This window comes from Pelagicoccus mobilis, from assembly GCF_016595505.1.
Classification (GTDB): domain Bacteria; phylum Verrucomicrobiota; class Verrucomicrobiia; order Opitutales; family Opitutaceae; genus Pelagicoccus; species Pelagicoccus mobilis.
This window is the reverse complement of record NZ_JAENIL010000012.1, coordinates 27,797-47,745: the sequence shown is the minus strand read 5'-3', so window position 1 is coordinate 47,745 and position 19,949 is coordinate 27,797. Positions and strand designations below refer to the sequence as shown.

The 19,949-nt window shown below is 56.8% G+C and carries 22 protein-coding genes; 17 read left to right on the top strand and 5 right to left on the bottom strand.

Annotation, left to right across the window (positions count from 1 at the left end):
* Positions 1–25: 25 nt before the first annotated feature.
* Complete coding sequence (locus JIN87_RS07965) at positions 26–847, bottom strand: hypothetical protein (protein ID WP_200355014.1); 822 nt, start codon at positions 845–847, stop codon at positions 26–28.
* Between the two features lie 202 nt (positions 848–1,049).
* Between JIN87_RS07965 and JIN87_RS07960 the strand changes: the two genes are divergently transcribed.
* Both JIN87_RS07960 and JIN87_RS07955 read left to right on the top strand, forming a co-directional pair.
* Positions 1,050–2,555 (top strand): hypothetical protein, encoded by a 1,506-nt coding sequence (locus tag JIN87_RS07960; RefSeq protein WP_200355013.1) that lies wholly within the window; start codon positions 1,050–1,052, stop codon positions 2,553–2,555.
* A gap of 163 nt (positions 2,556–2,718) precedes the next feature.
* Positions 2,719–4,785: an alpha/beta hydrolase family protein gene (locus JIN87_RS07955; RefSeq protein WP_200355012.1), complete on the top strand. Its 2,067-nt coding sequence runs from the start codon at positions 2,719–2,721 to the stop codon at positions 4,783–4,785.
* Positions 4,786–4,793: 8 nt separating this feature from the next.
* Here the strand turns inward: JIN87_RS07955 and JIN87_RS07950 are convergent, their stop codons facing one another.
* Positions 4,794–5,135: a YkgJ family cysteine cluster protein gene (locus tag JIN87_RS07950; RefSeq protein WP_200355087.1), complete on the bottom strand. Its 342-nt coding sequence runs from the start codon at positions 5,133–5,135 to the stop codon at positions 4,794–4,796.
* A 65-nt stretch (positions 5,136–5,200) separates the two neighbouring features.
* Between JIN87_RS07950 and JIN87_RS07945 the strand changes: the two genes are divergently transcribed.
* A complete protein-coding gene (locus JIN87_RS07945) occupies positions 5,201–5,620 on the top strand; it encodes a cupin domain-containing protein (protein ID WP_200355011.1) in 420 nt (139 codons plus the stop codon).
* A gap of 70 nt (positions 5,621–5,690) precedes the next feature.
* Here JIN87_RS07945 and JIN87_RS28895 read toward each other — a convergent pair whose 3' ends face one another.
* Complete coding sequence (locus JIN87_RS28895) at positions 5,691–5,885, bottom strand: zinc ribbon domain-containing protein (protein ID WP_200355010.1); 195 nt, start codon at positions 5,883–5,885, stop codon at positions 5,691–5,693.
* 78 nt (positions 5,886–5,963) lie between these two features.
* Here JIN87_RS28895 and JIN87_RS07935 point away from each other — a divergent pair, with 78 nt between their 5' ends.
* A complete protein-coding gene (locus JIN87_RS07935; RefSeq protein WP_200355009.1) occupies positions 5,964–6,386 on the top strand; it encodes a cupin domain-containing protein in 423 nt (140 codons plus the stop codon).
* A gap of 49 nt (positions 6,387–6,435) precedes the next feature.
* Here JIN87_RS07935 and JIN87_RS07930 read toward each other — a convergent pair whose 3' ends face one another.
* On the bottom strand, positions 6,436–6,945 hold the full coding sequence (locus JIN87_RS07930; protein ID WP_200355086.1) for a glutathione peroxidase: 510 nt from the start codon (positions 6,943–6,945) through the stop codon (positions 6,436–6,438).
* A 245-nt stretch (positions 6,946–7,190) separates the two neighbouring features.
* Here JIN87_RS07930 and JIN87_RS07925 point away from each other — a divergent pair, with 245 nt between their 5' ends.
* Both JIN87_RS07925 and JIN87_RS07920 read left to right on the top strand, forming a co-directional pair.
* Positions 7,191–8,348 carry a pyridoxal phosphate-dependent aminotransferase gene (locus JIN87_RS07925; protein ID WP_200355008.1) on the top strand — a complete coding sequence of 386 codons (1,158 nt, stop codon included), beginning with the start codon at positions 7,191–7,193 and terminating at the stop codon, positions 8,346–8,348.
* 247 nt (positions 8,349–8,595) lie between these two features.
* Positions 8,596–9,351, top strand: a complete 756-nt coding sequence (locus tag JIN87_RS07920; RefSeq protein WP_200355007.1) for a fibronectin type III domain-containing protein — start codon at positions 8,596–8,598, stop codon at positions 9,349–9,351.
* On the opposite strand, the gene JIN87_RS07915 is transcribed toward JIN87_RS07920, so the two are convergent.
* A complete protein-coding gene (locus JIN87_RS07915; RefSeq protein WP_200355006.1) occupies positions 9,348–10,502 on the bottom strand; it encodes a Nal1-like putative serine protease in 1,155 nt (384 codons plus the stop codon). The two genes, JIN87_RS07920 and JIN87_RS07915, sit on opposite strands and share 4 nt — an antisense overlap.
* A gap of 212 nt (positions 10,503–10,714) precedes the next feature.
* Here JIN87_RS07915 and gpmI point away from each other — a divergent pair, with 212 nt between their 5' ends.
* The 11 genes from gpmI to JIN87_RS07860 all read left to right on the top strand — a co-directional run bounded on the left by gpmI (position 10,715) and on the right by JIN87_RS07860 (position 19,775).
* A complete protein-coding gene (gene gpmI, locus JIN87_RS07910; RefSeq protein ID WP_200355005.1) occupies positions 10,715–12,289 on the top strand; it encodes a 2,3-bisphosphoglycerate-independent phosphoglycerate mutase in 1,575 nt (524 codons plus the stop codon).
* Between the two features lie 231 nt (positions 12,290–12,520).
* Positions 12,521–12,982 carry a GNAT family N-acetyltransferase gene (locus JIN87_RS07905; RefSeq protein WP_200355004.1) on the top strand — a complete coding sequence of 154 codons (462 nt, stop codon included), beginning with the start codon at positions 12,521–12,523 and terminating at the stop codon, positions 12,980–12,982.
* Positions 12,983–12,986: 4 nt separating this feature from the next.
* Entirely contained in the window at positions 12,987–13,277 is a 291-nt protein-coding gene (locus JIN87_RS07900; protein WP_200355003.1) for a hypothetical protein, read from the top strand.
* Positions 13,267–14,301 (top strand): GNAT family acetyltransferase, encoded by a 1,035-nt coding sequence (locus JIN87_RS07895; protein WP_200355002.1) that lies wholly within the window; start codon positions 13,267–13,269, stop codon positions 14,299–14,301. The genes JIN87_RS07900 and JIN87_RS07895 overlap by 11 nt, the downstream gene beginning before the upstream one ends.
* A gap of 132 nt (positions 14,302–14,433) precedes the next feature.
* Positions 14,434–14,850, top strand: coding sequence for a GNAT family N-acetyltransferase (locus JIN87_RS07890; protein WP_200355001.1), 417 nt, complete (start codon positions 14,434–14,436; stop codon positions 14,848–14,850).
* Between the two features lie 18 nt (positions 14,851–14,868).
* A complete protein-coding gene (locus JIN87_RS07885) occupies positions 14,869–15,684 on the top strand; it encodes a GNAT family N-acetyltransferase (RefSeq protein ID WP_200355000.1) in 816 nt (271 codons plus the stop codon).
* A 19-nt stretch (positions 15,685–15,703) separates the two neighbouring features.
* Positions 15,704–16,162 carry a GNAT family N-acetyltransferase gene (locus JIN87_RS07880; protein ID WP_200354999.1) on the top strand — a complete coding sequence of 153 codons (459 nt, stop codon included), beginning with the start codon at positions 15,704–15,706 and terminating at the stop codon, positions 16,160–16,162.
* Between the two features lie 40 nt (positions 16,163–16,202).
* Positions 16,203–16,694: a cupin domain-containing protein gene (locus tag JIN87_RS07875; RefSeq protein WP_200354998.1), complete on the top strand. Its 492-nt coding sequence runs from the start codon at positions 16,203–16,205 to the stop codon at positions 16,692–16,694.
* Between the two features lie 123 nt (positions 16,695–16,817).
* Positions 16,818–17,345 (top strand): bifunctional pyr operon transcriptional regulator/uracil phosphoribosyltransferase PyrR, encoded by a 528-nt coding sequence (gene pyrR, locus JIN87_RS07870; protein ID WP_200354997.1) that lies wholly within the window; start codon positions 16,818–16,820, stop codon positions 17,343–17,345.
* A gap of 67 nt (positions 17,346–17,412) precedes the next feature.
* Positions 17,413–18,351, top strand: a complete 939-nt coding sequence (locus JIN87_RS07865; RefSeq protein WP_200354996.1) for an aspartate carbamoyltransferase catalytic subunit — start codon at positions 17,413–17,415, stop codon at positions 18,349–18,351.
* Positions 18,352–18,476: 125 nt separating this feature from the next.
* Positions 18,477–19,775 carry a dihydroorotase gene (locus JIN87_RS07860; protein ID WP_200354995.1) on the top strand — a complete coding sequence of 433 codons (1,299 nt, stop codon included), beginning with the start codon at positions 18,477–18,479 and terminating at the stop codon, positions 19,773–19,775.
* Positions 19,776–19,949 lie beyond the last annotated feature (174 nt).

Sequence of the window (19,949 nt, the reverse complement as noted above, 5' to 3'; positions counted from 1 at the left end):
TTATGAGGAAGATCAGGACCGGACTTCAGCCAACCGCCACCCGCTGCACCAATTGCGCAAAACCTTCACGCTCACGCGTCCGTTTCCGCAAGACTTCAAACCCAACGTCACTCGCCAACTCACTCAGCGACGCATCCATTTTCTCAATACCCAACTGCCCAGCCAGTTCCAAGCGCATTTGCGCGCTCGGAATCATCGCCTTCGGCGTCAACACGCAGGCATACGCACTCGAACGCTCCACCAAACGCTGCAAGCGATACCAGTCCGCCGACTTCACCCGACGCAGTTCACGCTCTTCGCAACCACGCAAATCCACCAGCACCATTCCCAGGTTTTCGTCACGCAGCAAAGCATCCGCGCACTTCATCGCCTCCAACGACGAACGGCATCGCACCCACAACAAATGCTCCAGCAATGCCGGCGGCGTCGACTGCGGATCAAAGCCATCCGCCCCATCCACCAAAGCCACAAAACGCTGAGCCCGACGCATCCCCGCCAGCAAGTGAAGCAGCAGCACCTGCCCACCCGAGCTCGCCTCCGGCTCGGCCACCTCCGCAAGCAGCCCCGAGCGAAGCCCTCCATCGAGAGCCTCGTCCCAAGAGTCGACACCAGTCCCCAGAATTTCCGATTCCGCAGGAGTCGCGCGCTCGACACCAAGCTCGTCAAACCGCTCCTCAAGACTGGCCGACTCGCTGTCTGCACGAGCGGTCGCCATGTCATCATTCCAAGGCGCCGCGGAAACAAGGTCAACGCCCTCGCGCCCCGCCAAATGCAAAGCCTCCGCAGGCGCCTCAGCCCCAAGCGCTTGCCCCTCAAAAAAAATTGCCTCGCCCGATTCGTCCGTCACCCGCCCACCCTAGCGCAAGCCCTAGGACATCCACCGTCCGAGACATCCCAAAATCCTGCTGGCCGCAGGCCACCCTGTTGCTGCGAAGCAGCATCCCTGTTAAAACCAGCAGGCTCCCCCTTTATCCCAATTACCTCCAGCCAACTTTCATCTGGAATTTTCCAGCAAAAGCTCCCACTACATCCCCGCAGTTACCCAACTCATGAAAACCCTATTTCTCGTCATATCCAGCGCCATTTCGATCGGCGCCCTAGCCAGTCTCCCCTTCATGTACAACGCCGGTTTCACCGCAGGCGTTCAAAGCGTCGCCTCGCCAGCACCCCTCACTGAAGAAGCTGCAAGCGTCCCCGAAACGGCCCCACCCCACGCGCCCACCACTCCCCTGGCTGCCACAAACGAAACAGAGTCCACCACGCCCGCAGAGCAAACGCCACCCCCCACCCCTTCCCAGCTCCTCAACAACAAGATCGACAGCATCACAGCCAACACCCCCATCTCCGAAGCCATGGAAATCTGGGCCGAGATCGAAGCCCTCCCCGTCGGAACAGAAAAGAGAAGCAAAACCCTCCGCTTCCTCCGCGCCTTCGGGCAAGCCCACGGGCAAGAAGCCTTCCTCGCGTTCCTCGACAACCCCAGCCCCAACGCCCTTCGCAACCTCGGACCCGTCGCCGCCGGCTGGGCCCAAAACGCTCCCGTCGACGCATGGGCCGCCCTCTTAGCCGCCTCCAACAATGGAGCCATCCGCGGCGTCGACCTCCGCTCCACCATTTCGGAAGTCGCCCGCACCGACCTGACAGCCGCCCTCGGCATGATCGACGACCTGCAAGGCAGCCGCCGCAACGCCGAATTCAGAGCCCTCGTAAACAACCAGAACGACGCCGCCAGCTTCGAAACGATTTTCCACAACACCCTGCAAATCCAAGATAGCCAGCTGCGCTCCCGCAGCATGCAAAGCCTCTTCGACGCTTGGTCCGACTTCGACTTCGACGCCTCACTCACTGCTATCGAAGCCATCCCCAATACCCAAATAGCCCGGAGCTCCATGCACGGCATCCTCAACAGCTGGGCCCAGCGCGATGGAGCCGAAGCCTTCGCCTACGCCCTCGAAAACCAAAACGACCCCAACGTTTCAGGCGCCCTCCTGAGTGTCACCAGAAACTGGCTACGCACCTCCACCACTTTCGACACCGACGAAGTCTTCCACGCCATCTCCAGCCTGCCCGACCGCGACCAAACCCTGTTCAACCTCGCCGGCGATCTCGTCGCCGCCAATCCCGAAGCCACCATGGCTATGATCCAGGCGATCGAAAACCCAGAAATGCGAAACAGGACCTACCAACGGTCCATCTCGCAATGGGGACGCAACGACATCGATAGCGCCGAAAACTTCGCCCGAGCCCAGGAAGACCAGATGTCAAAAGCAGCCATGCTCTCCACCCTCTCCCGCGGCCGCATGGAACAAGGAGGCAGCCTAGACCTCTACGCCGACGCCATCGGCGAACTCGAAAGCCAAGCCCACCGCCAGCGCGTCCTCATCGGACTCCGACGCAACGTCAGCAGCATGGGCGGACGAGCGACCGATGAACAAGTCGCCGCCGTAGACAACATCCTCGACCGCTACTCCAGCGACATGAAAAACGTCACCTTCATGCCCGACGGCAGAGTCCGCATCCGACGCCCAGCGCCACCCCCAAGAAGCAACCCATAGCATTCACGAACACGCACTAATGCTCACAAGCAGCATCGCTTCTCAAACGATGCGATACCCGTAGATACGCATTTTCATCTGGTCCCAGACACATCGCTCCCTAGTAGTTTCTGCAAAAGCGAATCAACCGTCTTCCGGCCGCGCCGGATCGAGACCAGACATCATGCCGAAACTGCAACTACTCAGACAAGTCGTACTCAGCGTATTGCTGGTTCAACTACTCAGCGCTTTCTCGATCGCCAAGAAGGAGACGCACCCAGACTTCATCCCGCTCAAAGAGCTCGTAAAGGCACCCCTTCCCGAAGCAATCGCCATCTCCCCCAACGGACGCTACCTCGCAGGACAACGCTATGAGGAATTCGGCGAAACCTACCGCCAAACCATCTTTTGCTACGATCTCCAAGAAGGCAAAGCCTGGAGCCTCGGAAACGGAAAATACGACAACTGGATCAGCAGCATATACTTCCTCACCGACGAACACCTACTTGTTCGCTTTCGCTTCAGCGACTCATGGGTAAAAATCCACATTAGCGGATCCGATACCAAGACCATTCTCCCGGATCCTCGCAATGTGAAGCACCCCCTTTTCTTCCTCCGCAACGCTTGGATCATATCAACCTACATTCCCGAGGCCCCAGGCTCCATCATCGTAGACCTCGACGATTTCTCAAAATACACCGGAGAGAAGAACAACAAGTTCCTCAAAGAAGCGAACATGCCTCGAGGTCTCTACAAAGTCGATACCAACAGCCTCGAATGGGAACTCCTCGTCGAAAACAAAGGCCAAACCCTCTACTACGAGCTCGACGAAAACGACACCCCAAAACTCGCCTACCAGCTTCCCGGCATCGAGTACGACAAGTTCGGAGATCGCGACAACATCGACTGGCTCAACGAATTTTGCGTACCTAAAGTTCAACTACTGAACGAGAAAAGCGAAACACGCGAACTCGACATTCCGATAACCTACAAGGAGAGAAACGGGACCGAATCCTTCGCCTCTCCCGAAATCAACACACAAAACAACACCCTTCGCTTCCTGAGCGACAACTACGACACCACAATCGCCCTCAAAGAGATGGATCTCTCAACAGGCGAGATCTCGACCGTCACCAAACGCGAAGATATAGCCATCGACTCCGTCGTCTACGATGCCTGGGTCAATAAAATCGTCGGCGTCAACTATCATGACGGGATCTTCGAGCAGGACTATCTCGACCCTCAACTCCAGAAAATCTACAAATCCCTCAAAAAGCTGCTCCCCGGTTGGTCCGTGCAACTATTCGATTGGGACCTATCCAGAAAACGGATACTCGTCAAAATATGGAAAGGCGATTCCCACGGAGTCTTCTTCCTCTACGACAAAGAAAAAGGAACCCTCGAAGAAATCTACACCGAGGCCCCATGGGCTGACAAATTCTCCGACAAACTCAGCAAGGTAGAACCCATAAGCTACCAAAGCCGCGACGGACTCACCATACACGGCTACCTCACCAAGCCATCCAACCCCAAGCTCTCAGCCCCCTACCCAACCATCTTTTTCATACACGGAGGCCCCTGGGCACGCGACTACTTCGTCTACGACCCCTTTGTGCAATTCTTCGCCAACCGGGGATACGCCGTCGTACAGATAAACTTCCGCGGATCATCAGGCTATACCAAAGCCTTCCTCGAAGCCGGAAACGGCCAATGGGGCAAAAAGATGCAGGACGACATCACAGACGGCGTCCACTGGGCCATCAACCAAGGAATCGCGGACAAAGACCGAATCGGTATCGCCGGAGCAAGCTACGGTGGATACGCCACCCTCATGGGACTCTGCACCACCCCGGACCTCTACGCAGTCGGCATTCCCATGATGTCCGTAAGCGACATCTCTCGACAGATCGACCACTACGAAAGCTACGAATGGGATGAAGCGGCAAAGTTCTGGAAAGACTACGTCGTCCCCGAAAACGGCACAGCCGAAAACCTCAAAGAAGTATCCCCCGTCTATCTCGCCAAAAACGTGCAAGCCCCCATTTTGCTCTACCACGGTCGAAGAGACAAACGCGTCGACGCCAACCACACCAGCCGCTTCGTCAAAGCCCTGAAACGCCATAAGATCAAATTCCAGTCCCTCTACTCCAAAGACGAAGGCCATGGCTTCAGGGATCCCGAAAACCTAGAAGACCTGCTCAAGCAAATCGAAAAGTTCCTCGCGAAAAATATGCCAAGCGACCTGATGTAGCCTCAAAGCTATATCGCATCCACAATTCCGATACGCCTCCTAGCCTCCAAACATTGATCGCTGCCAACCTCAAATCGGCGACAGACACGAGGCCTCGACTCGTAGATCCGACAAAGCAAGTTCTCCCGCAAAAAAGGGCAACAGTCCAGAAATGGCAGAGGAAACAGCCGATAGCTCCTTTCCTCAGACCTCATATGCGCTTCCAGCAAACGGGCCTCCTCACGTATCCGAGGTTCACGCTGCGCATCCGCCTCCCCCGCAAAGATAGGGAAACAGCGACAACAGGCACCGCAAGCGGTACAATCGAAAGCCTCCTTCGAAGCGCTAACCTTTCGGGAATCACAAGGGATTCATAAAGCTCGCGCGCAAAGCCGGCTTTCGCAAAGGTAATCCACACTTCCGACTAGTGATCCCGATGGATATTCTCCACACAAAAAACGCCACTCCCAGTACCGCCAAACAGCAACTCGGCCCCTACCAGATCGAGTCGCTTATCCCCGAGGAGCAAGAAGCCTCCCTTACCGCTTACCGAGTCCGTATCGAAGCAAACCAAGTCACCGCCGAGAGCTACCACAAGATCGCCGAAGAGTGCTACTACGTCCTCGAGGGATCCGGAATCGCCATTCTCGACGGAAAGGAGCACCCGCTGGAGACCGGCGATTTCCTACGCCTACCGCCAGGAACGCGCCATAAGTTCACCACCGGCAAGCAAGCCCTCGTCATGCTCGACCTCCACACCCCCGGCTCACGCCCAAACAAAGACGTATACTTCACCGACAAGACTCCAGAAGGATTCACAAAAAACGGATCCCCCTCTCCACCAAATCTATCGTAAAACTTCGCTCTCATCGGTGGTCAAAAATCCCATTGCAGGATCCAGCATCAACACGCTCTGCAATGAGCAACTACCCGGTCTCGCGTCTAGCCCGCAACGAAACGATCTCCCCATCGTCATCCACCGAAATCGAAAAGTCGATCGGACGACAACACACGGAACAGTCTTCCACAAACGCCTGCGAGGCGAGCGTGCAATCAACGACAATCCCCACAGCTTCCCCGCAGTACGGACAGCTAACGGTTTGATTCTGCTCTAAATTCATATTCGGAAGGGCTAACAGAAAGTAGCTCAAAATCCCCAATTTGCAAAAGGCAGGATAACGATATATTGCTCACCACCCATGAAAAAAAGATACGCCTTCTCCTTCTTCGCCCTAGCCGGACTCGCCTCCTCCTTGGCCTTCGGACATCCGCAGCACGAAAGCGACACCGTCCCTAAAGCAAGCGAACTCAAGGTAGACAACCTGCTACGAAATCCCTTGGCCGGAGCCGAAGGACTGGAAGTCATCATGAGCCACGTATCCATTCCTCCAAATACATCGCTCCCCAAACACTGGCATCCAGGCGAAGAGTTCGCCTACATTCTCGCAGGAAACGTCACCCTTTGGCAGGAAGGCAAGGAAGACATTCACTTCAAAGCAGGCGACGCCGCCATGGTTCCCCTCAAACAAATCCACACCGCCATTACCGGCGACGAAGGCGTTACCCTCCTCATTTTCCGCGTCCACCAGCAAGGAAAGCCAGAAAGAGTCCTCGTCGACTAACCAAACATTTCCGTATCCTGATAACGGATACCTTCAAAAAAAGCTACTACTACTCGATCGCGCTATCGATCACAGAGAGCAGCTTCTTCGACTTCGGCGAAACATACGGACTAAACCGGGCAACGATCACACCCTCCCCGTTGACGACAAACTTGCTGAAATTCCACCCGATCTTTCCAGGAAACGGCGACTCCTCACCCGTCAAATGCGAAAATAGAGGGTGGCGATTCGGCCCGTTCACCTCGATCTTGGAGAACATAGGGAAACTCACCCCATAATACTTTGAGCAAAATTCCTTGATCTCCTTGTCTGTCCCAGGTTCCTGCCCCCCAAACTGGTTGCACGGGAAGCCCAGCACTACCAAGCCCTTCTCCCCATAATCAGCGTTCAGCTGCTCCAGCTCCTTGTACTGGGACGTGAAGCCACACCGCGACGCCACATTCACGATCAACAACGTCTTCCCTCGATACTGCTCCAAAGTCGTTTCGTTACCATCGATATCGACTACGGTGATCTCATAAATCGACGGGCCCGCAAACACATGCAGGCTCGCAGCCATCATCATCAGAATCGCAATCAGCTTCTTGGTCATATCAAATCGTATAAAAAATCCTAGGCAAAGAGGATTGGCTGGCAACCCTTAGCCAAATTCGTAGCCCCTTCGGTGAAAAGGGACGAAACACATCCGAACCTGATTGAAGAAATCGACCGCCTTCGCCCTGCTTCAAAAAAGCTCGTCACCCAACAGAGAAGGTTGCCATTTCACTTCCCTCCCTACGCCATCATCCAAACCACTTTCCCAACATGCCTTCCCCCGCCAACCGCCTCGCCCAGTTTTCAGAATCCGTCATCCGCGGCATGACACGCCTCGCCAATAGCTGCGGAGCCATCAACCTCTCCCAAGGCTTCCCCGACTTCGAACCGCCCGAAGCCCTGCTCTCAGCTCTCGAAACCGCCACCCGCGGCCCCTACCACCAGTACGCGGTCACCTGGGGAGCTCCCGGATTCCGACAAGCCCTCGCTAAAAAAATCAACCGCAACACCGGCCTCGAGATCGATCCCGATCAGCACCTCGTCGTCACCTGCGGCAGCACCGAGGCCATGATGGTCGCCATGATGACCGCCTGCAACCCAGGCGACAAAGTCATCGTCTTCTCCCCCTTCTACGAAAACTACGCCGCCGACGCCATCCTCTCGGGAGCCGAACCGATCTACGTTACCCTCAACGCTCCAGATTTCGGATACGACAGCGACGAACTTGCCAAAGCATTCGAACAAAATCCCAAGGCCATCATCGTCTGCAATCCCTCCAACCCGACCGGCAAAGTCTTCACCCCCAACGAGCTCCAAGAAATCCTCGACCTCGCGGAAAAGCACGACGCCTACGTCATCACCGACGAACCCTACGAACACATCGTCTACCAGCCCCACGTTCACACCTACGCCGCCAGCCTCCCCGGAGCCTTCGAGCGCGTCATCACCTGCAACTCCCTCTCCAAAACCTATTCCATCACAGGCTGGCGACTCGGCTACGTGCTCGCGTCCGCCGAAGTCATCGCCCAAGCCCGAAAAGTTCACGACTTCCTCACCGTAGGCGCCGCCGCCCCCCTGCAAGAAGCCGCTATCGCCGGCCTCGAACTCCCCGACTCCTACTACATCGAGCTTCAGCAAGCCTACACCCGCAAGCGCGACATCTTCCTCGGCTACCTCCGCCAAACCGGCCTCCCCTTCACCGAGCCACAAGGCGCCTACTACGTCATGGTCGACATCTCCTCCCTCGGCTTCGCCACCGATACGGAAGCAGCAGAATGGTTCGCTCGCGAGATCGGCGTCGCCGGAGTCCCAGGCTCCAGCTTCTTCCGCGAACCCGAGCATCGCTTCATCCGCTTCCACTTCGCCAAGAAGGAAGAGACCCTGCACGCCGCCGGAAAGAAGCTCCTAGCGCTTTCCAAACGCGCCTGATTTCCAGGACGCCTCGCTGCAAGGCACCTCAGTCTCCGCCACTTAACCAGAGCTTCTGCGTGGTATAAGTTCAAGTGAATCCAAAATCTGAACACAGACGCTTAGGATTCCCTAGGGGCCTATCCCTAGTTTGTGTTAAAACGAGGTAATCTTGAATTTTAAAATCGACCTACCCCCATCCTTCGCTAATCCAAACCCCGATCCAGAATCAAGGGTCGCACCTTAAAAAGCGAATCAGTCCAAAATTTTGTCAACATCGCCGTCATCGACGATACGACCCCACGCCAAGCGCTGCTCAATCGCCCCCAAACGAGCCTGCGCCATCTGGCTGTGGCTAGTATTCACCACTCTACTACAAGCAAATGTCAGTCTCACTTGGCAGGATAATTCCGACAACGAGACCGGCTTCGAAATCGAACGTTCGATCAACGGCGGGCCCTTCGAACGTATCGCCTCCGTTCCCGGAGACTCCGCAACATTCACAGATTCAAGAGTTAACGAAGGAGACCTCTACCAATACCGCGTACGGGCCTACAACCAGTTCGGCAAATCAGGATACACGAACGTCGCGCCCATCGAAATCCCCGGCCCCATCTCCTTCGAAGACTGGATCGCCCGCATGCTCCTAGGCGGCTCCTTCCCCTCCGGAATCGAGGCGCCCGACCAAAGCCTCGCGGACACCGATCTACCCAACCTCCTTTGCTACGTTCACGGGATAAACCCCTTCAATCCCAACCGCTCCTATCTCGCAAAAACGCGAACCGTCACCATCGACGGACATCCCACCCGAGTGATCGATCGAGCCCTTTTCAAATACTCGATCGATGTGAATACGAAACTCCTCGAGTCTAAGGACTTAAACACGTGGCAAGAAGTTGAATACGAGTCATTCTACACTCGCGAATCATCCTACCACAATTGGGAACGCATCATCCTCCCAGATCAAAGCCGATCAAAGTTCTACCGCATCGAGCTCTCGCTCCAATACCAAACCAAAAGCTAGAACGCGACAAACCGCCCCGTCTCGACCAAGCGCACCGGCACCCCATCGATCTCAGAGATGTCCGACGCTTCCCCCTCCAGCGTCTCCACAAAGATCGCCACATAAGGCTTTCCAGAGTCATCCACGCCTACGCCGTGGCCAACGCCTTTCGCCACTCGCCGAGCGAGCGCTTCAGCTTTCTTGTTCGCAGCCATCGCCTTAGCGATCTCAGCCGCGTTTCCGCGATTCTTCTTACCCCCATTGCCACGACCGTTGCCGCCACCACCGGAGCTATCCTCCTCGCTACCGGTTCCATCCAGGCCAACCATCGTCGCATTGAAAAATCCCAACACATCATCAATCGGGTTGGCGATCGCGTGAGTCGAACTCCCCGCAAAAAGCAATCCGATGGCCCGCGGCCGATCCGCCTTGTCCTCGACAAGCAAAGACCCCGAATCGCCCCCCGCAAGAAAACTGCTACCCGAATTGTCCACCACAATCTGTCCCTCGAACAGCCCGACCCCAATTTCGACGCCCGCACACTCGTCATCGTATGCCACCTCCACGTTCACGTCCAAATACGCCACCGTGCTGCGAGTGAAGCCAGTGGTACGCCCACTCTTCTTCACCGCTTGCCCGACACTCGCCGCCACCGTCTGATTCGAAATCTGCCCGATCTGCAAAATCGCTCCGCTAAGATCAACCGCTCCCGGAAGGATCTCCGCGGTAGCCGCATCGATATTCGAACCCAACAACGGATTCGCCACCCCAGACAAAGAAGCCACATCCCGGTAGGCGCTCGATCCGCAGTTCGTATCGATCAACGCAGGGTGGATAACTGGATCATCCAGCTGAGCCGTCACCCCGTTCCCACCTGGAACAACATCCGCCGCCAAAACGTGGAAATTGCTGAGGATGTGCTTCTTACCATCAAATTCGATCAAGGCTCCCAACGTTCCACCACAGCAGTAGCCATTCGCCAAATCAAACTGCCAGCCACCGCTGGTCCCGAGCTTGATCTCATCCGTTTGCAGAGCCCGGTGGTCCACCTGCGTACCGCCGTCATCACCTCCCCGATTCGGCCCCTTGCCTGGAGGAGGAGGACCATACAAACTCGCAGTTAACACAAGGCCAGCAACCGCTGGGACGGAGGCGCGGATAAAACTCTTCATAAGCGTTGGGGTTCGGTATCGGCCGCCAGCCACTAAACTTGCGACCCAAGAATTCAGAAAACATAATAAGAATCATTAGCCGCACAAGCGCGACCTGCCGATAAGCCCCATCGCCCCAGCCCCGGAACCCGATTTGGTCCCAAGCCAAATCACTACAACCTTGTCATCAATCCGCTTCGTCCCCAAAGAGGGTGCCTCAAAATCTTCACATCATGAGCGAAGCGAAAAAACCAGTCCTCCTCGTCATCCGCGACGGATGGGGAGCAAACAACAATGCCGACCAAGACGGCTACAACGCCGTCAAGCTGGCCGACACTCCAGTTTCCGACCGTCTCACTGCTGAATGGCCACGCACCGAGCTCGCCGCTTGCGGCCTCGACGTTGGCGTCCCCGCCGGCATCATGGGTAACTCCGAAGTCGGCCACCAAAACATCGGCGCCGGCCGCATCGTCGACCAGGAGATCGTCCGCATCACCAAAGCCTTCTCCGAAGGCACCGTCACCGGCAACGAGGCCCTCGAAGGAGCCTTCGCCAAGACCAAGACCGGCGGCAAGCTCCACTACATGGGCATCGCTTCCGACGCTGGCGTACACGGCCTGCTCGAGCACCTTTACGGCCTCGTCGAAGAAGCCAAGAAGGCCGGCGTAGAGGAAGTTTACGTCCACCTCTTCACCGACGGCCGCGACACTCCACCTTCCTCCGGCAAGGGCTTCGCCGAGCAGTGCGAAGCCAAGCTCGCGGAAATCGGCCTCGGCAAGATCGCTTCCGTTTGCGGACGCTTCTGGTGTATGGACCGCGACGAACGCTGGGACCGCGTCGGCCGCGCCTACAACATGCTCACCGGCAAGGAAGGCGAAAAGGCCACCTCCGCTCCAGCAGCCATCCAGAATTACTACGACAACCCAACCTCCGACTCCAACGTAGGCGACGAATTCGTCCCACCAACTTGGATCGTCGACGACGCCGGCAACCCGCTCGCCACTATCGGCGACGGCGACGCAGTCGTATTCTACAACTACCGCGGCGACCGTCCACGCGAGCTCGCCAAAGCCTTCATCCAAGACGACTTCGACGGTTTCGACCGTGGTGAAAAGCTCGACCTCTTCTTCGTCGCCATGACCGAGTGGCAAAAAGGCCTCTGCGAAAACGTCGTTTTCTACAAGCCAGAGAAGATGAAGAACGTCCTCGGCTCCTACCTCATGGACAAGGGCCTCACCCAGTTCCGCTCCGCCGAAACCGAAAAATTCCCGCACGTCACCTTCTTCTTTAACGACTACCGCGAAGAGCCATTCGAAGGCGAAGACCGCGGCATGGCCAAGTCTCCCAAGGTCGCCACCTACGACCTCCAGCCAGAGATGTCCGCCGACGAAGTCACCGAACTCGTCAAGAACGCCATCCTCTCCGGCAAGTACGACTTCGTCCTCGTTAACTACGCCAACCCCGACATGGTCGGCCACACCGGCAACCTCGAAGCAGTCAAGAAAGCCTGCTCCAAGGTAGACGAAGGCATCGGCATCCTCCTCGACGCCATCGACCAAATGGACGGCGGTGCCTTCATCACCGCTGACCACGGTAACGCCGACCAGCTTTGGGACACCACAGTAGACGGTCCACACACCGCCCACACACTCAACCCAGTCGAAGCCGTCGTCTACGGCAAAGCCTTCAAAGGCAAGGAGCTCGTCAACGACGGCGACCGCCGCCTCGCCGACATCGCTCCAACGATCCTAGCGATGATGGGCCTCGAAAAGCCCGAGGAGATGACCGGCATCAACCTCATCAAATAAACACGTGGGAAGCGGCCTTGTGCCGCGATCATACAACCCAAGGTAGCGGCCGCTGTCCCAGCGGCCATAAAACCTCCCCTTTCCCAAGCGGTGCGGAGCCCCCAAGCTCCCACCGCTTTTTTTACAGGAGGGCAACGCTCCGTCGTTGCCACAACCTCCTCCCCCGTTTCAAACTCCCCAAATCCACTCCCCCCCTCGTAGCGCCCCTCCAACTACACCCCCTGCTGTCCCATGATCACCATCGAAGTCGACGACCTCAGCGGCCCCGAGATCGCCACTTTCCTCGAAGAGCACATCGCCGACATGAAATCCGTCTCCCCTCCCGAGAGCAAACACGCTCTCGATCTCGAAGGTCTTCGCTCTCCCGACGTCACCTTCTGGTCCCTAAAATTCCAAAACCAACTCGCCGGCTGTGCCGCCCTCAAGACAATCGACTCAACCCACGGCGAAATCAAATCCATGCGAACCTCCTCCGCATTCCGCGGCCAAGGCATCGCCTCCAAACTTCTCATCCACTTGATCGAAGAAGCAAAATCCCGAAGCTACCAACGCCTGTCCCTCGAAACCGGTTCCATGCCCTTCTTCGAACCCGCCCGAAAACTGTATCAAAAATTCGGATTCATAGACTGTCCCCCCTTCTCCCAATACAAAGAAGACCCCAACAGCGTTTTCATGACGCTCGAACTAGAATAATCCAATGCTATCCAACCTACTTGTATACGGGCTATCGTTGGCCCTAGGAGGCATTGCTTCATACGCATACGCGGACAGCATGCAAAAGAGAAGCATTCTCCTCCTCGCCTCCACTCTGCTCGTGCCCCTCTATTGGATTGTTACCATGCGAACTTTCAATGTAGAGCTTCTTCTCCCTCGCATGTCCGGACGGGCCGGAGCGATCCTTTTCATCCTACCGCTCTTCTGGTCCTTCTCCTTCGGCTCCTCGTTCTTTTTCGAGATAAACAGACTTAGGAATCGAGATGACCGCTAATCACCCCAGTCGCTTCAACATCGTCGGCTGCAGCGGCAGCGGCAAATCCACTTTCGCTCGCAAACTCGCCAACAAACTCAACGCACCCTACGTCGAGCTTGACGCTCTATTCTGGGGCCCCAACTGGAGTGAATCCACCGACGAAATCTTCTTCCAAAATTTGGATACAAAACTAACAGGCGACGCCTGGGTGATCGACGGCAACTACACACGCACCATCCCCATCAAATGGAAACATGTGCAAACCGTCATCTGGCTCGATCTCCCCTTCACCCGCACCTTCTGGCAAGCCCTACTTCGCGCCACACGCCGAGCCTATAACAAAGAAGAACTCTGGCCCGGCACCGGCAACACCGAGTCCTTCCGAAAGACATTCCTCAGCCACGACTCCATCCTCCTCTGGACCCTCACAAGCTACCGCACCGTAAGACGCCGCTACCAAAAACTCCTAGCAGATCCCCAATACTCCCACATCCAATTCCTCCACTTCCGCTCCCATAAACAAGCCAACGCCTACCTCGACCAACTCCCCAAAATTCAAAATAACATCTCAAAATCTGTGCACTCTGTGCAATCTGTGGTTAATACAAACGCCACACCTCTCATGCAAATCCGCCCCTTCCAAGAAACCGACCGCCCCGCCCTCATCGCACTCTGGAAAGCCTGTGGCCTCATCGTCGCCCACAACGATCCCGACCGAGACATCGAACGAAAGCTCCAAGTCTCCCCCGAGTGGTTCCTCGTCGGCATGCTCGACGGCCAACTCGTCGCCTCCTGCATGGCCGGCTACGACGGCCACCGCGGCTGGATCAACTACCTCGCAGTCTCGCCCGATCACCAAAACAAAGGCTTCGCCCGCCAGCTGATGTCCGCAGCGGAAGCCTCACTGCTCGCCGCCGGCTGCCCCAAAATCAATCTGCAAATCCGGGAAACGAATCAAGCCGTCATCGACTTCTATCAAAAGCTCGGATACACCATCGATCCTGTCGTCAGCATGGGCAAACGCCTCATCCCAGACAACTAGAGCACTTTTCTTTTGAACAGTCGCACTTCACTTCAGGCATCTTAAAGTGGGAAGCGGCCTTGTGCCGCGATTCTCAGCGCCCAAACAAAAGAAAAATGCTCTAGCTTCCGTATCCAAAACTCCCACTCCCCAATGTCCAACCACATCCGATACTCTTTCCAAAAAGAACTTCCCCAAGACCAGGTCGTCGAACTCTACGCCGCAAACGACTGGTCCTCAGCCAAAATCCCCCAAACGCTCCTGCCCGCCCTCCGCGACTCGCATTCACTTGTATCCGCTTGGGACAAAAACGAAAAACTCGTCGGCCTCGGCAACGCCATTTCTGACGGACACCTAGTCGTCTACTACCCGCACCTCCTCGTCCACCCGGACTACCAAGGGCAAGGCATCGGCAGCCAAATTCTCGAACACCTCAAAACCCGCTACAAAGATTTCCACATGAACATGCTCACCGCAGACGGCAAAGCCATCGAGTTCTACCAGAAACACGGTTTCGAGCGAGCCGGAAAAACCGAACCCATGTGGATCTACTCCGGCAACGACCACTAGCCAATCTCCCAAAGTCCTTTGAACAATCTTGGATACAAATCCGACTGCCTCATCCAGCAGTACGCAGGCGAAGTCGAAGCCAAGCCCAGATACACCGTCATCCGTTCCACAAAGAACCCAGACTACCACTGGGGCAACCTCTTGGTGTACGGCCAAGCTCCCAAAGCCGACTCATTCAAAAAGTGGATACAAGACTTCCAATCAGAATTCGATCAAAGCACCGAACACCTCACATTCGGTTGGGAAGAAGAATCCAGAGGAAACACAGCCCATTTCGAAGACCTCGGCTTTGAGCTGGAACACAACATAGTACTCACCTCAAACGCCCCAACGCCTCTCGTAAAATCCTCCGCCCCGATCGAGTGCCGTAAACTCCAGAGCGACGAGGAATGGGAAGCGATCGCCCAACTCCAGTCCCTCTGCGAACGCGACTCTCCCAACTGGAAACCCTTTCTCGAATTCAAGCGACGCCTCTACAACAGCTACCGCCAACTTCAAGAAGCCAAACACGGAGCCTGCTGGGGCGCCTTTCTCGAAGGTACCCTCGTCGCCGACATGGGACTCTTCTTCAACTCCGACCGTTCCTATGGCCGATTCCAGTCCGTCGAAACCCACCCCGAGCACCAAGGACAAGGCATCTGCTCCGAGCTCCTAAGCCATGTGATTGCAGACGCCTACGAAGCGTATCCAAAAATCGAACTCATCATAGCCACAGAGCCCAAGAACCCCGCTCTGCGCATTTACCAACGAGCCGGCTTCGCTCCACACTCCGAACAATACGGAGTCAGCCTCCCCAGACCTCTTTCCCAATCCGAACAAACTCAGATCTCCTAAGCCCCAACGCTCCTGATCGATGCAAGTCGCTTTCAAACCCTCACAACCGGAAGAAGCAAAAATCCTCAGCGAAATAGCCGTCCGCTCAAAAGGGTACTGGGGTTACTCTCAGGAGCAACTAGAGCTCTGGCGAGAAGGCCTCTCGACCTCCCCAGAATATATCGCCGCCAACTCCGTACGCAGCATCTGGCACGGCCAGCAAATCGTCGGCTACTTCTCGATCGTCAAGTCATCGCCCCCTCTCCTCGACAACCTTTGGCTCCTTCCAGAAGTCATCGGCAAAGGCGTAGGCAAACAAGCGCTCACTGAGATCAAAACACTCGCAGCCCAGCTCGGTCTCAGCGAACTCATCATCATCTCAGATCCCGACGCCGAAGGCTTCTACCTCCACCACGGAGCCATCCGCATCGGCGAACACCCCAGCATCCCCCAAGGCCGGATGCTCCCCAAGCTGCGACTCACCATAGGTAGGGCGTGACCGCCGGGCACGCCACCACAAAACCGATACACCCATCCCAATGAAAATCGTAAACACCCAAAACCTCAAAGAGTTCGGCTGGACCTCCCCATCCGGAAAATTCGCCGGAGCCGGCAAGCAAGTCTCCGAAGCCCTCGGCCGCAAACCCAAGTCCACCGACCTCCAAGAGCGCCACCCCTTCGACGTCGAAATCCTCCGCGTCCCGCCCGGAAAAATACCGTATCCATTCCACTCACACAGCGCCCAATGGGAATTCTACCACGTCATATCCGGCACCGGCCAAGTTCGCTACCTCGAAGGCCAAGACCCCATCGGCCCCGGCGACGCCTTCCTCTTCAAGCCCGACGAACCCCACCAGCTCATCAACGACGGCGAAGAAGACCTCATCGTCTACGTCATCGCCGACAACCCCATCGGCGAATCCTGCCACTACCCCGACTCCGGCAAATGGCTCGTCCGCTCCCCCAAGTCCCGCATCCTCCGCTCCGAGCCCCTCGACTACTACGACGGAGAAGACGAAGGTAGGGCGTGACCGCCGGGCACGCCGCACAACCCAATCAACAGACAACCTGTCGCAATCACCCAAAACCTACCACCCATCACCCAATTTCCCTTTACCCCTCAGTCCACTCCCACAAAGTCACAACGACTCCAGATGAAAACCATTGACTCCTCAGAAGTAAACGCCGCCATCGACTCCCTCGCCGACGCCATCGCAGCCGCTCACCCCAAGGCCGACAACCTCGTACTCGCCGGCATCGCCAACGGCGGCATCCCCCTCTGCTCCCTCCTCGAAGCCGCCCTCGCCAAACGACTCGGCACCTCCATTCCCAAGGCAGTCATCGACATCTCCTTCCACCGCGACGACATCGGGCACCACCCCATTACCAAGGAAGTCCAAGCCACCCACATGGCCACCGACCCAGAGGACTCCACCATCATCCTCGTCGACGACGTCCTCTTCTCAGGCCGCACCGTCCGGGCCGCCATCGCCGAAGTCCTCACCATCGGCCGCCCCTACGCCGTCGAACTCGCCGTCCTCGTCGACCGAGGCAACCGACGCCTCCCCTTCGCAGCCAACTACGTCGGCCTCACCGAGCAAACCACGCCCGATCAAAAAGTCGCCGTCCACCTCGACGCCAACGACCCGACCAAATCGCAAGTCGAAATCCTCAACGCCTAACTTCACGTGGAAGCGTGCTTGTCACGCGATTCCCCCAAAAAACGCATTCTCCCAGATAAACCGAGCAATGTCCTGGAACCGTAAAGATCTCATCACCATCGAAGAACTCTCCGCCGACGAGATTAACACCATCTTCGAAACAGCCGACGCCTTCAAAAAAGTCCTCGGACGCAAGACCGCCAAGACCCCCGCCCTTCGCGGAAAAAACGTGGTCAACCTATTCTTCGAAAACTCCACCCGCACCCGCGTCGCCTTCGAGATGGCCGCCAAGCGCCTCTCCGCCGACGTCACCTCGCTGGACATGAAAACCTCCAGCACCTCCAAAGGCGAGACCCTCCGCGACACCGTCGAAAACATCCGAGCCCTCGCCGCCGACATCATCATCATGCGCCACTCCGCACCCGGAGCCGCCGGATACATCGCCAAGATCCTCGATATCCCAGTCCTCAACGCAGGCGACGGGGCCCACGAACACCCCACTCAAGCCCTGCTCGACTGCTTCACCCTCCGCGAAAAATTCAGATCCCTCGAAGGCAGAAAAATCGCCATCCTCGGCGACATCCTCTTCTCCCGCGTCGCTCGCTCAAACATCTGGGCCATGACCAAACTCGGAGCCGAAGTCACCCTCGTCGGTCCTTCCACCCTCGTCCCCAAAGAATTCGAGAAACTCGGCGTCCAGGTCTCCCACGACCTCAAGCCCGCTCTCGCAGACAAAGACGCCGTCATGCTTCTCCGAATACAGCACGAACGCCAAAACGCGTCCGCCTTCCCTTCCCTCAACGAGTACACCAGCATGTTCGGCCTCAACAAAGAGCGACTCTCTTGGCTCAAGAAAGACGCCGTTATCATGCACCCCGGCCCCATCAACCGCGGGGTAGAGATCGACTCCGAACTCGCCGACTCCGACCAATCAGTAATCCTCGAACAAGTCACCAACGGCCTCGCCGTCCGCATGGCCGCCCTCTACCTCTGCAACGGCGGCAACTCCGAAGCCGTCGCCGTCTAACATCTCACTGTAGGGTGGGGCGCCGACCCGCCATCCCCCCAACCAGCGACAAAAAACCAAGCTCCTCAACACCAGCCAAACTTCGGGCACCCTTAGTGCCCTTCGTGGGCAAAAAAACTTTCCCAATGTCCTCCGCCACCATCATCAAAAACGGCCGCATCATCGACCCGAAGAACAACCGCGACGAAGTCGCCGACCTCTACATCGTCGATGGAAAAATCTCCGAAAAACCAAATCAGGACATCCTGGATACCGCTGAAGTCATAGACGCAACCGGACTCGTCGTCGCCCCAGGCCTCGTCGACCTGCACGTCCACTTCCGCGTTCCCGGCCAAAAGCACAAGGAAACCATACGCAGCGGAACTTCAGCAGCAGCCGCAGGAGGATTCACCTCCGTTGTCTGCATGCCAAACACCTCCCCTGCCGTCGACTCCGTCGGCACCGTCCAGCTCATCAAAGACGTCGTCGACAAAGAAGGCCTCGTAAACGTCTTCCCCACCGGCACCATCACCGTCGGTCGCAAAGGCGAAGCCCTCGCCCCCACCGGATCCCTTTCCCGAGCAGGCATCGTAGCCATATCAGACGGAGGCAAGTGCGTGCAAAACACCGGCCTCATGCGCCGGGCCGTCCAATACGCCCACATGTTCAACATCCCCGTCATCGACCACTGCCAAGACAGCACTCTGGCAGGTGACGGCGTCATGAACGAAGGATTCGTATCCACAAAACTAGGACTAAAAGGCCTCGCCGCCGCTGCCGAAGAAATCATCGTCGCCCGAGACACCGTCCTCTCAACTCATACCGGAGCCCACATCCACCTCCAGCACATCAGCTCCAAAGGATCCGTCGACATTATCCGCCGCGCCAAATCTCGCGGCGTACACGTGACAGCCGAAGTTACCCCGCACCACATAGGACTCAACGATTCCGAGATCGAGAGCTTCAATACCAACTTCAAGATGAACCCGCCCCTCCGCACGGAGGAAGATCGCCTCGCCCTTATCCAAGGGCTCGAAGACGGCACCATCGACTGCATCGCCACCGGACACGCCCCGCACACCGACTACGAGAAGGATGTCGAATTCGACTACGCCCCCTTCGGCGTCATCGGGCTTGAAACCGCGCTCGCCATCTCGCTCGGTCAGCTCTACCACAGCAAACGCCTCTCACTCAGCGCCACCCTATCACTTCTCACCAGCAAACCAGCCGAGATTATAAACCTAGACAAAGGTAGCCTCGCCGCCGGAGCCGACGCCGATATAGCAATCATCGATCCGAACGAAACCTGGACTCCCCAGAACAAAAAGTTCTTCAGCAAGTCCAGCAACTCCCCCTGGATCGACCGCGAACTCAAAGGCAAAGTCAAAAAGACCCTCGTCGCCGGCAACCTCGTCTTCGACGAAAACAAGATCCTAGCAGAATAACCGGAGGGCAACGCTCCGTCGTTGCCAACAACCAGATCCGAATGAAACAAACGCGTTAGGTCCGCTCTTCCGTCCTGAAAGAAACATAGGTACCTTCGGCATTAGGCCCGTCAATTCCTACGTCGAGCAAAGCGAGACCCTGACAAGCCCCAAGCCATGGCAATAACTCAACTT

Bases quoted from the DNA above. Each gene is read 5' to 3' on its own strand.
- JIN87_RS07935 (WP_200355009.1), top strand. From the start codon at position 5,964: ATGAAAAAAAGATACGCCTTCTCCTTCTTCGCCCTAGCCGGACTCGCC.
- JIN87_RS07930 (WP_200355086.1), bottom strand. From the start codon at position 6,945: ATGGCTGCGAGCCTGCATGTGTTTGCGGGCCCGTCGATTTATGAGATC.
- JIN87_RS07925 (WP_200355008.1), top strand. From the start codon at position 7,191: ATGCCTTCCCCCGCCAACCGCCTCGCCCAGTTTTCAGAATCCGTCATC.
- JIN87_RS07875 (WP_200354998.1), top strand. From the start codon at position 16,203: ATGAAAATCGTAAACACCCAAAACCTCAAAGAGTTCGGCTGGACCTCC.
- JIN87_RS07955 (WP_200355012.1), top strand. From the start codon at position 2,719: ATGCCGAAACTGCAACTACTCAGACAAGTCGTACTCAGCGTATTGCTG.
- JIN87_RS07895 (WP_200355002.1), top strand. From the start codon at position 13,267: ATGACCGCTAATCACCCCAGTCGCTTCAACATCGTCGGCTGCAGCGGC.
- JIN87_RS28895 (WP_200355010.1), bottom strand. From the start codon at position 5,885: ATGAATTTAGAGCAGAATCAAACCGTTAGCTGTCCGTACTGCGGGGAA.
- gpmI (WP_200355005.1), top strand. From the start codon at position 10,715: ATGAGCGAAGCGAAAAAACCAGTCCTCCTCGTCATCCGCGACGGATGG.
- JIN87_RS07880 (WP_200354999.1), top strand. From the start codon at position 15,704: ATGCAAGTCGCTTTCAAACCCTCACAACCGGAAGAAGCAAAAATCCTC.
- JIN87_RS07865 (WP_200354996.1), top strand. From the start codon at position 17,413: ATGTCCTGGAACCGTAAAGATCTCATCACCATCGAAGAACTCTCCGCC.
- JIN87_RS07915 (WP_200355006.1), bottom strand. From the start codon at position 10,502: ATGAAGAGTTTTATCCGCGCCTCCGTCCCAGCGGTTGCTGGCCTTGTG.
- JIN87_RS07860 (WP_200354995.1), top strand. From the start codon at position 18,477: ATGTCCTCCGCCACCATCATCAAAAACGGCCGCATCATCGACCCGAAG.
- JIN87_RS07945 (WP_200355011.1), top strand. From the start codon at position 5,201: ATGGATATTCTCCACACAAAAAACGCCACTCCCAGTACCGCCAAACAG.
- JIN87_RS07890 (WP_200355001.1), top strand. From the start codon at position 14,434: ATGTCCAACCACATCCGATACTCTTTCCAAAAAGAACTTCCCCAAGAC.
- JIN87_RS07900 (WP_200355003.1), top strand. From the start codon at position 12,987: ATGCTATCCAACCTACTTGTATACGGGCTATCGTTGGCCCTAGGAGGC.
- JIN87_RS07905 (WP_200355004.1), top strand. From the start codon at position 12,521: ATGATCACCATCGAAGTCGACGACCTCAGCGGCCCCGAGATCGCCACT.
- pyrR (WP_200354997.1), top strand. From the start codon at position 16,818: ATGAAAACCATTGACTCCTCAGAAGTAAACGCCGCCATCGACTCCCTC.
- JIN87_RS07960 (WP_200355013.1), top strand. From the start codon at position 1,050: ATGAAAACCCTATTTCTCGTCATATCCAGCGCCATTTCGATCGGCGCC.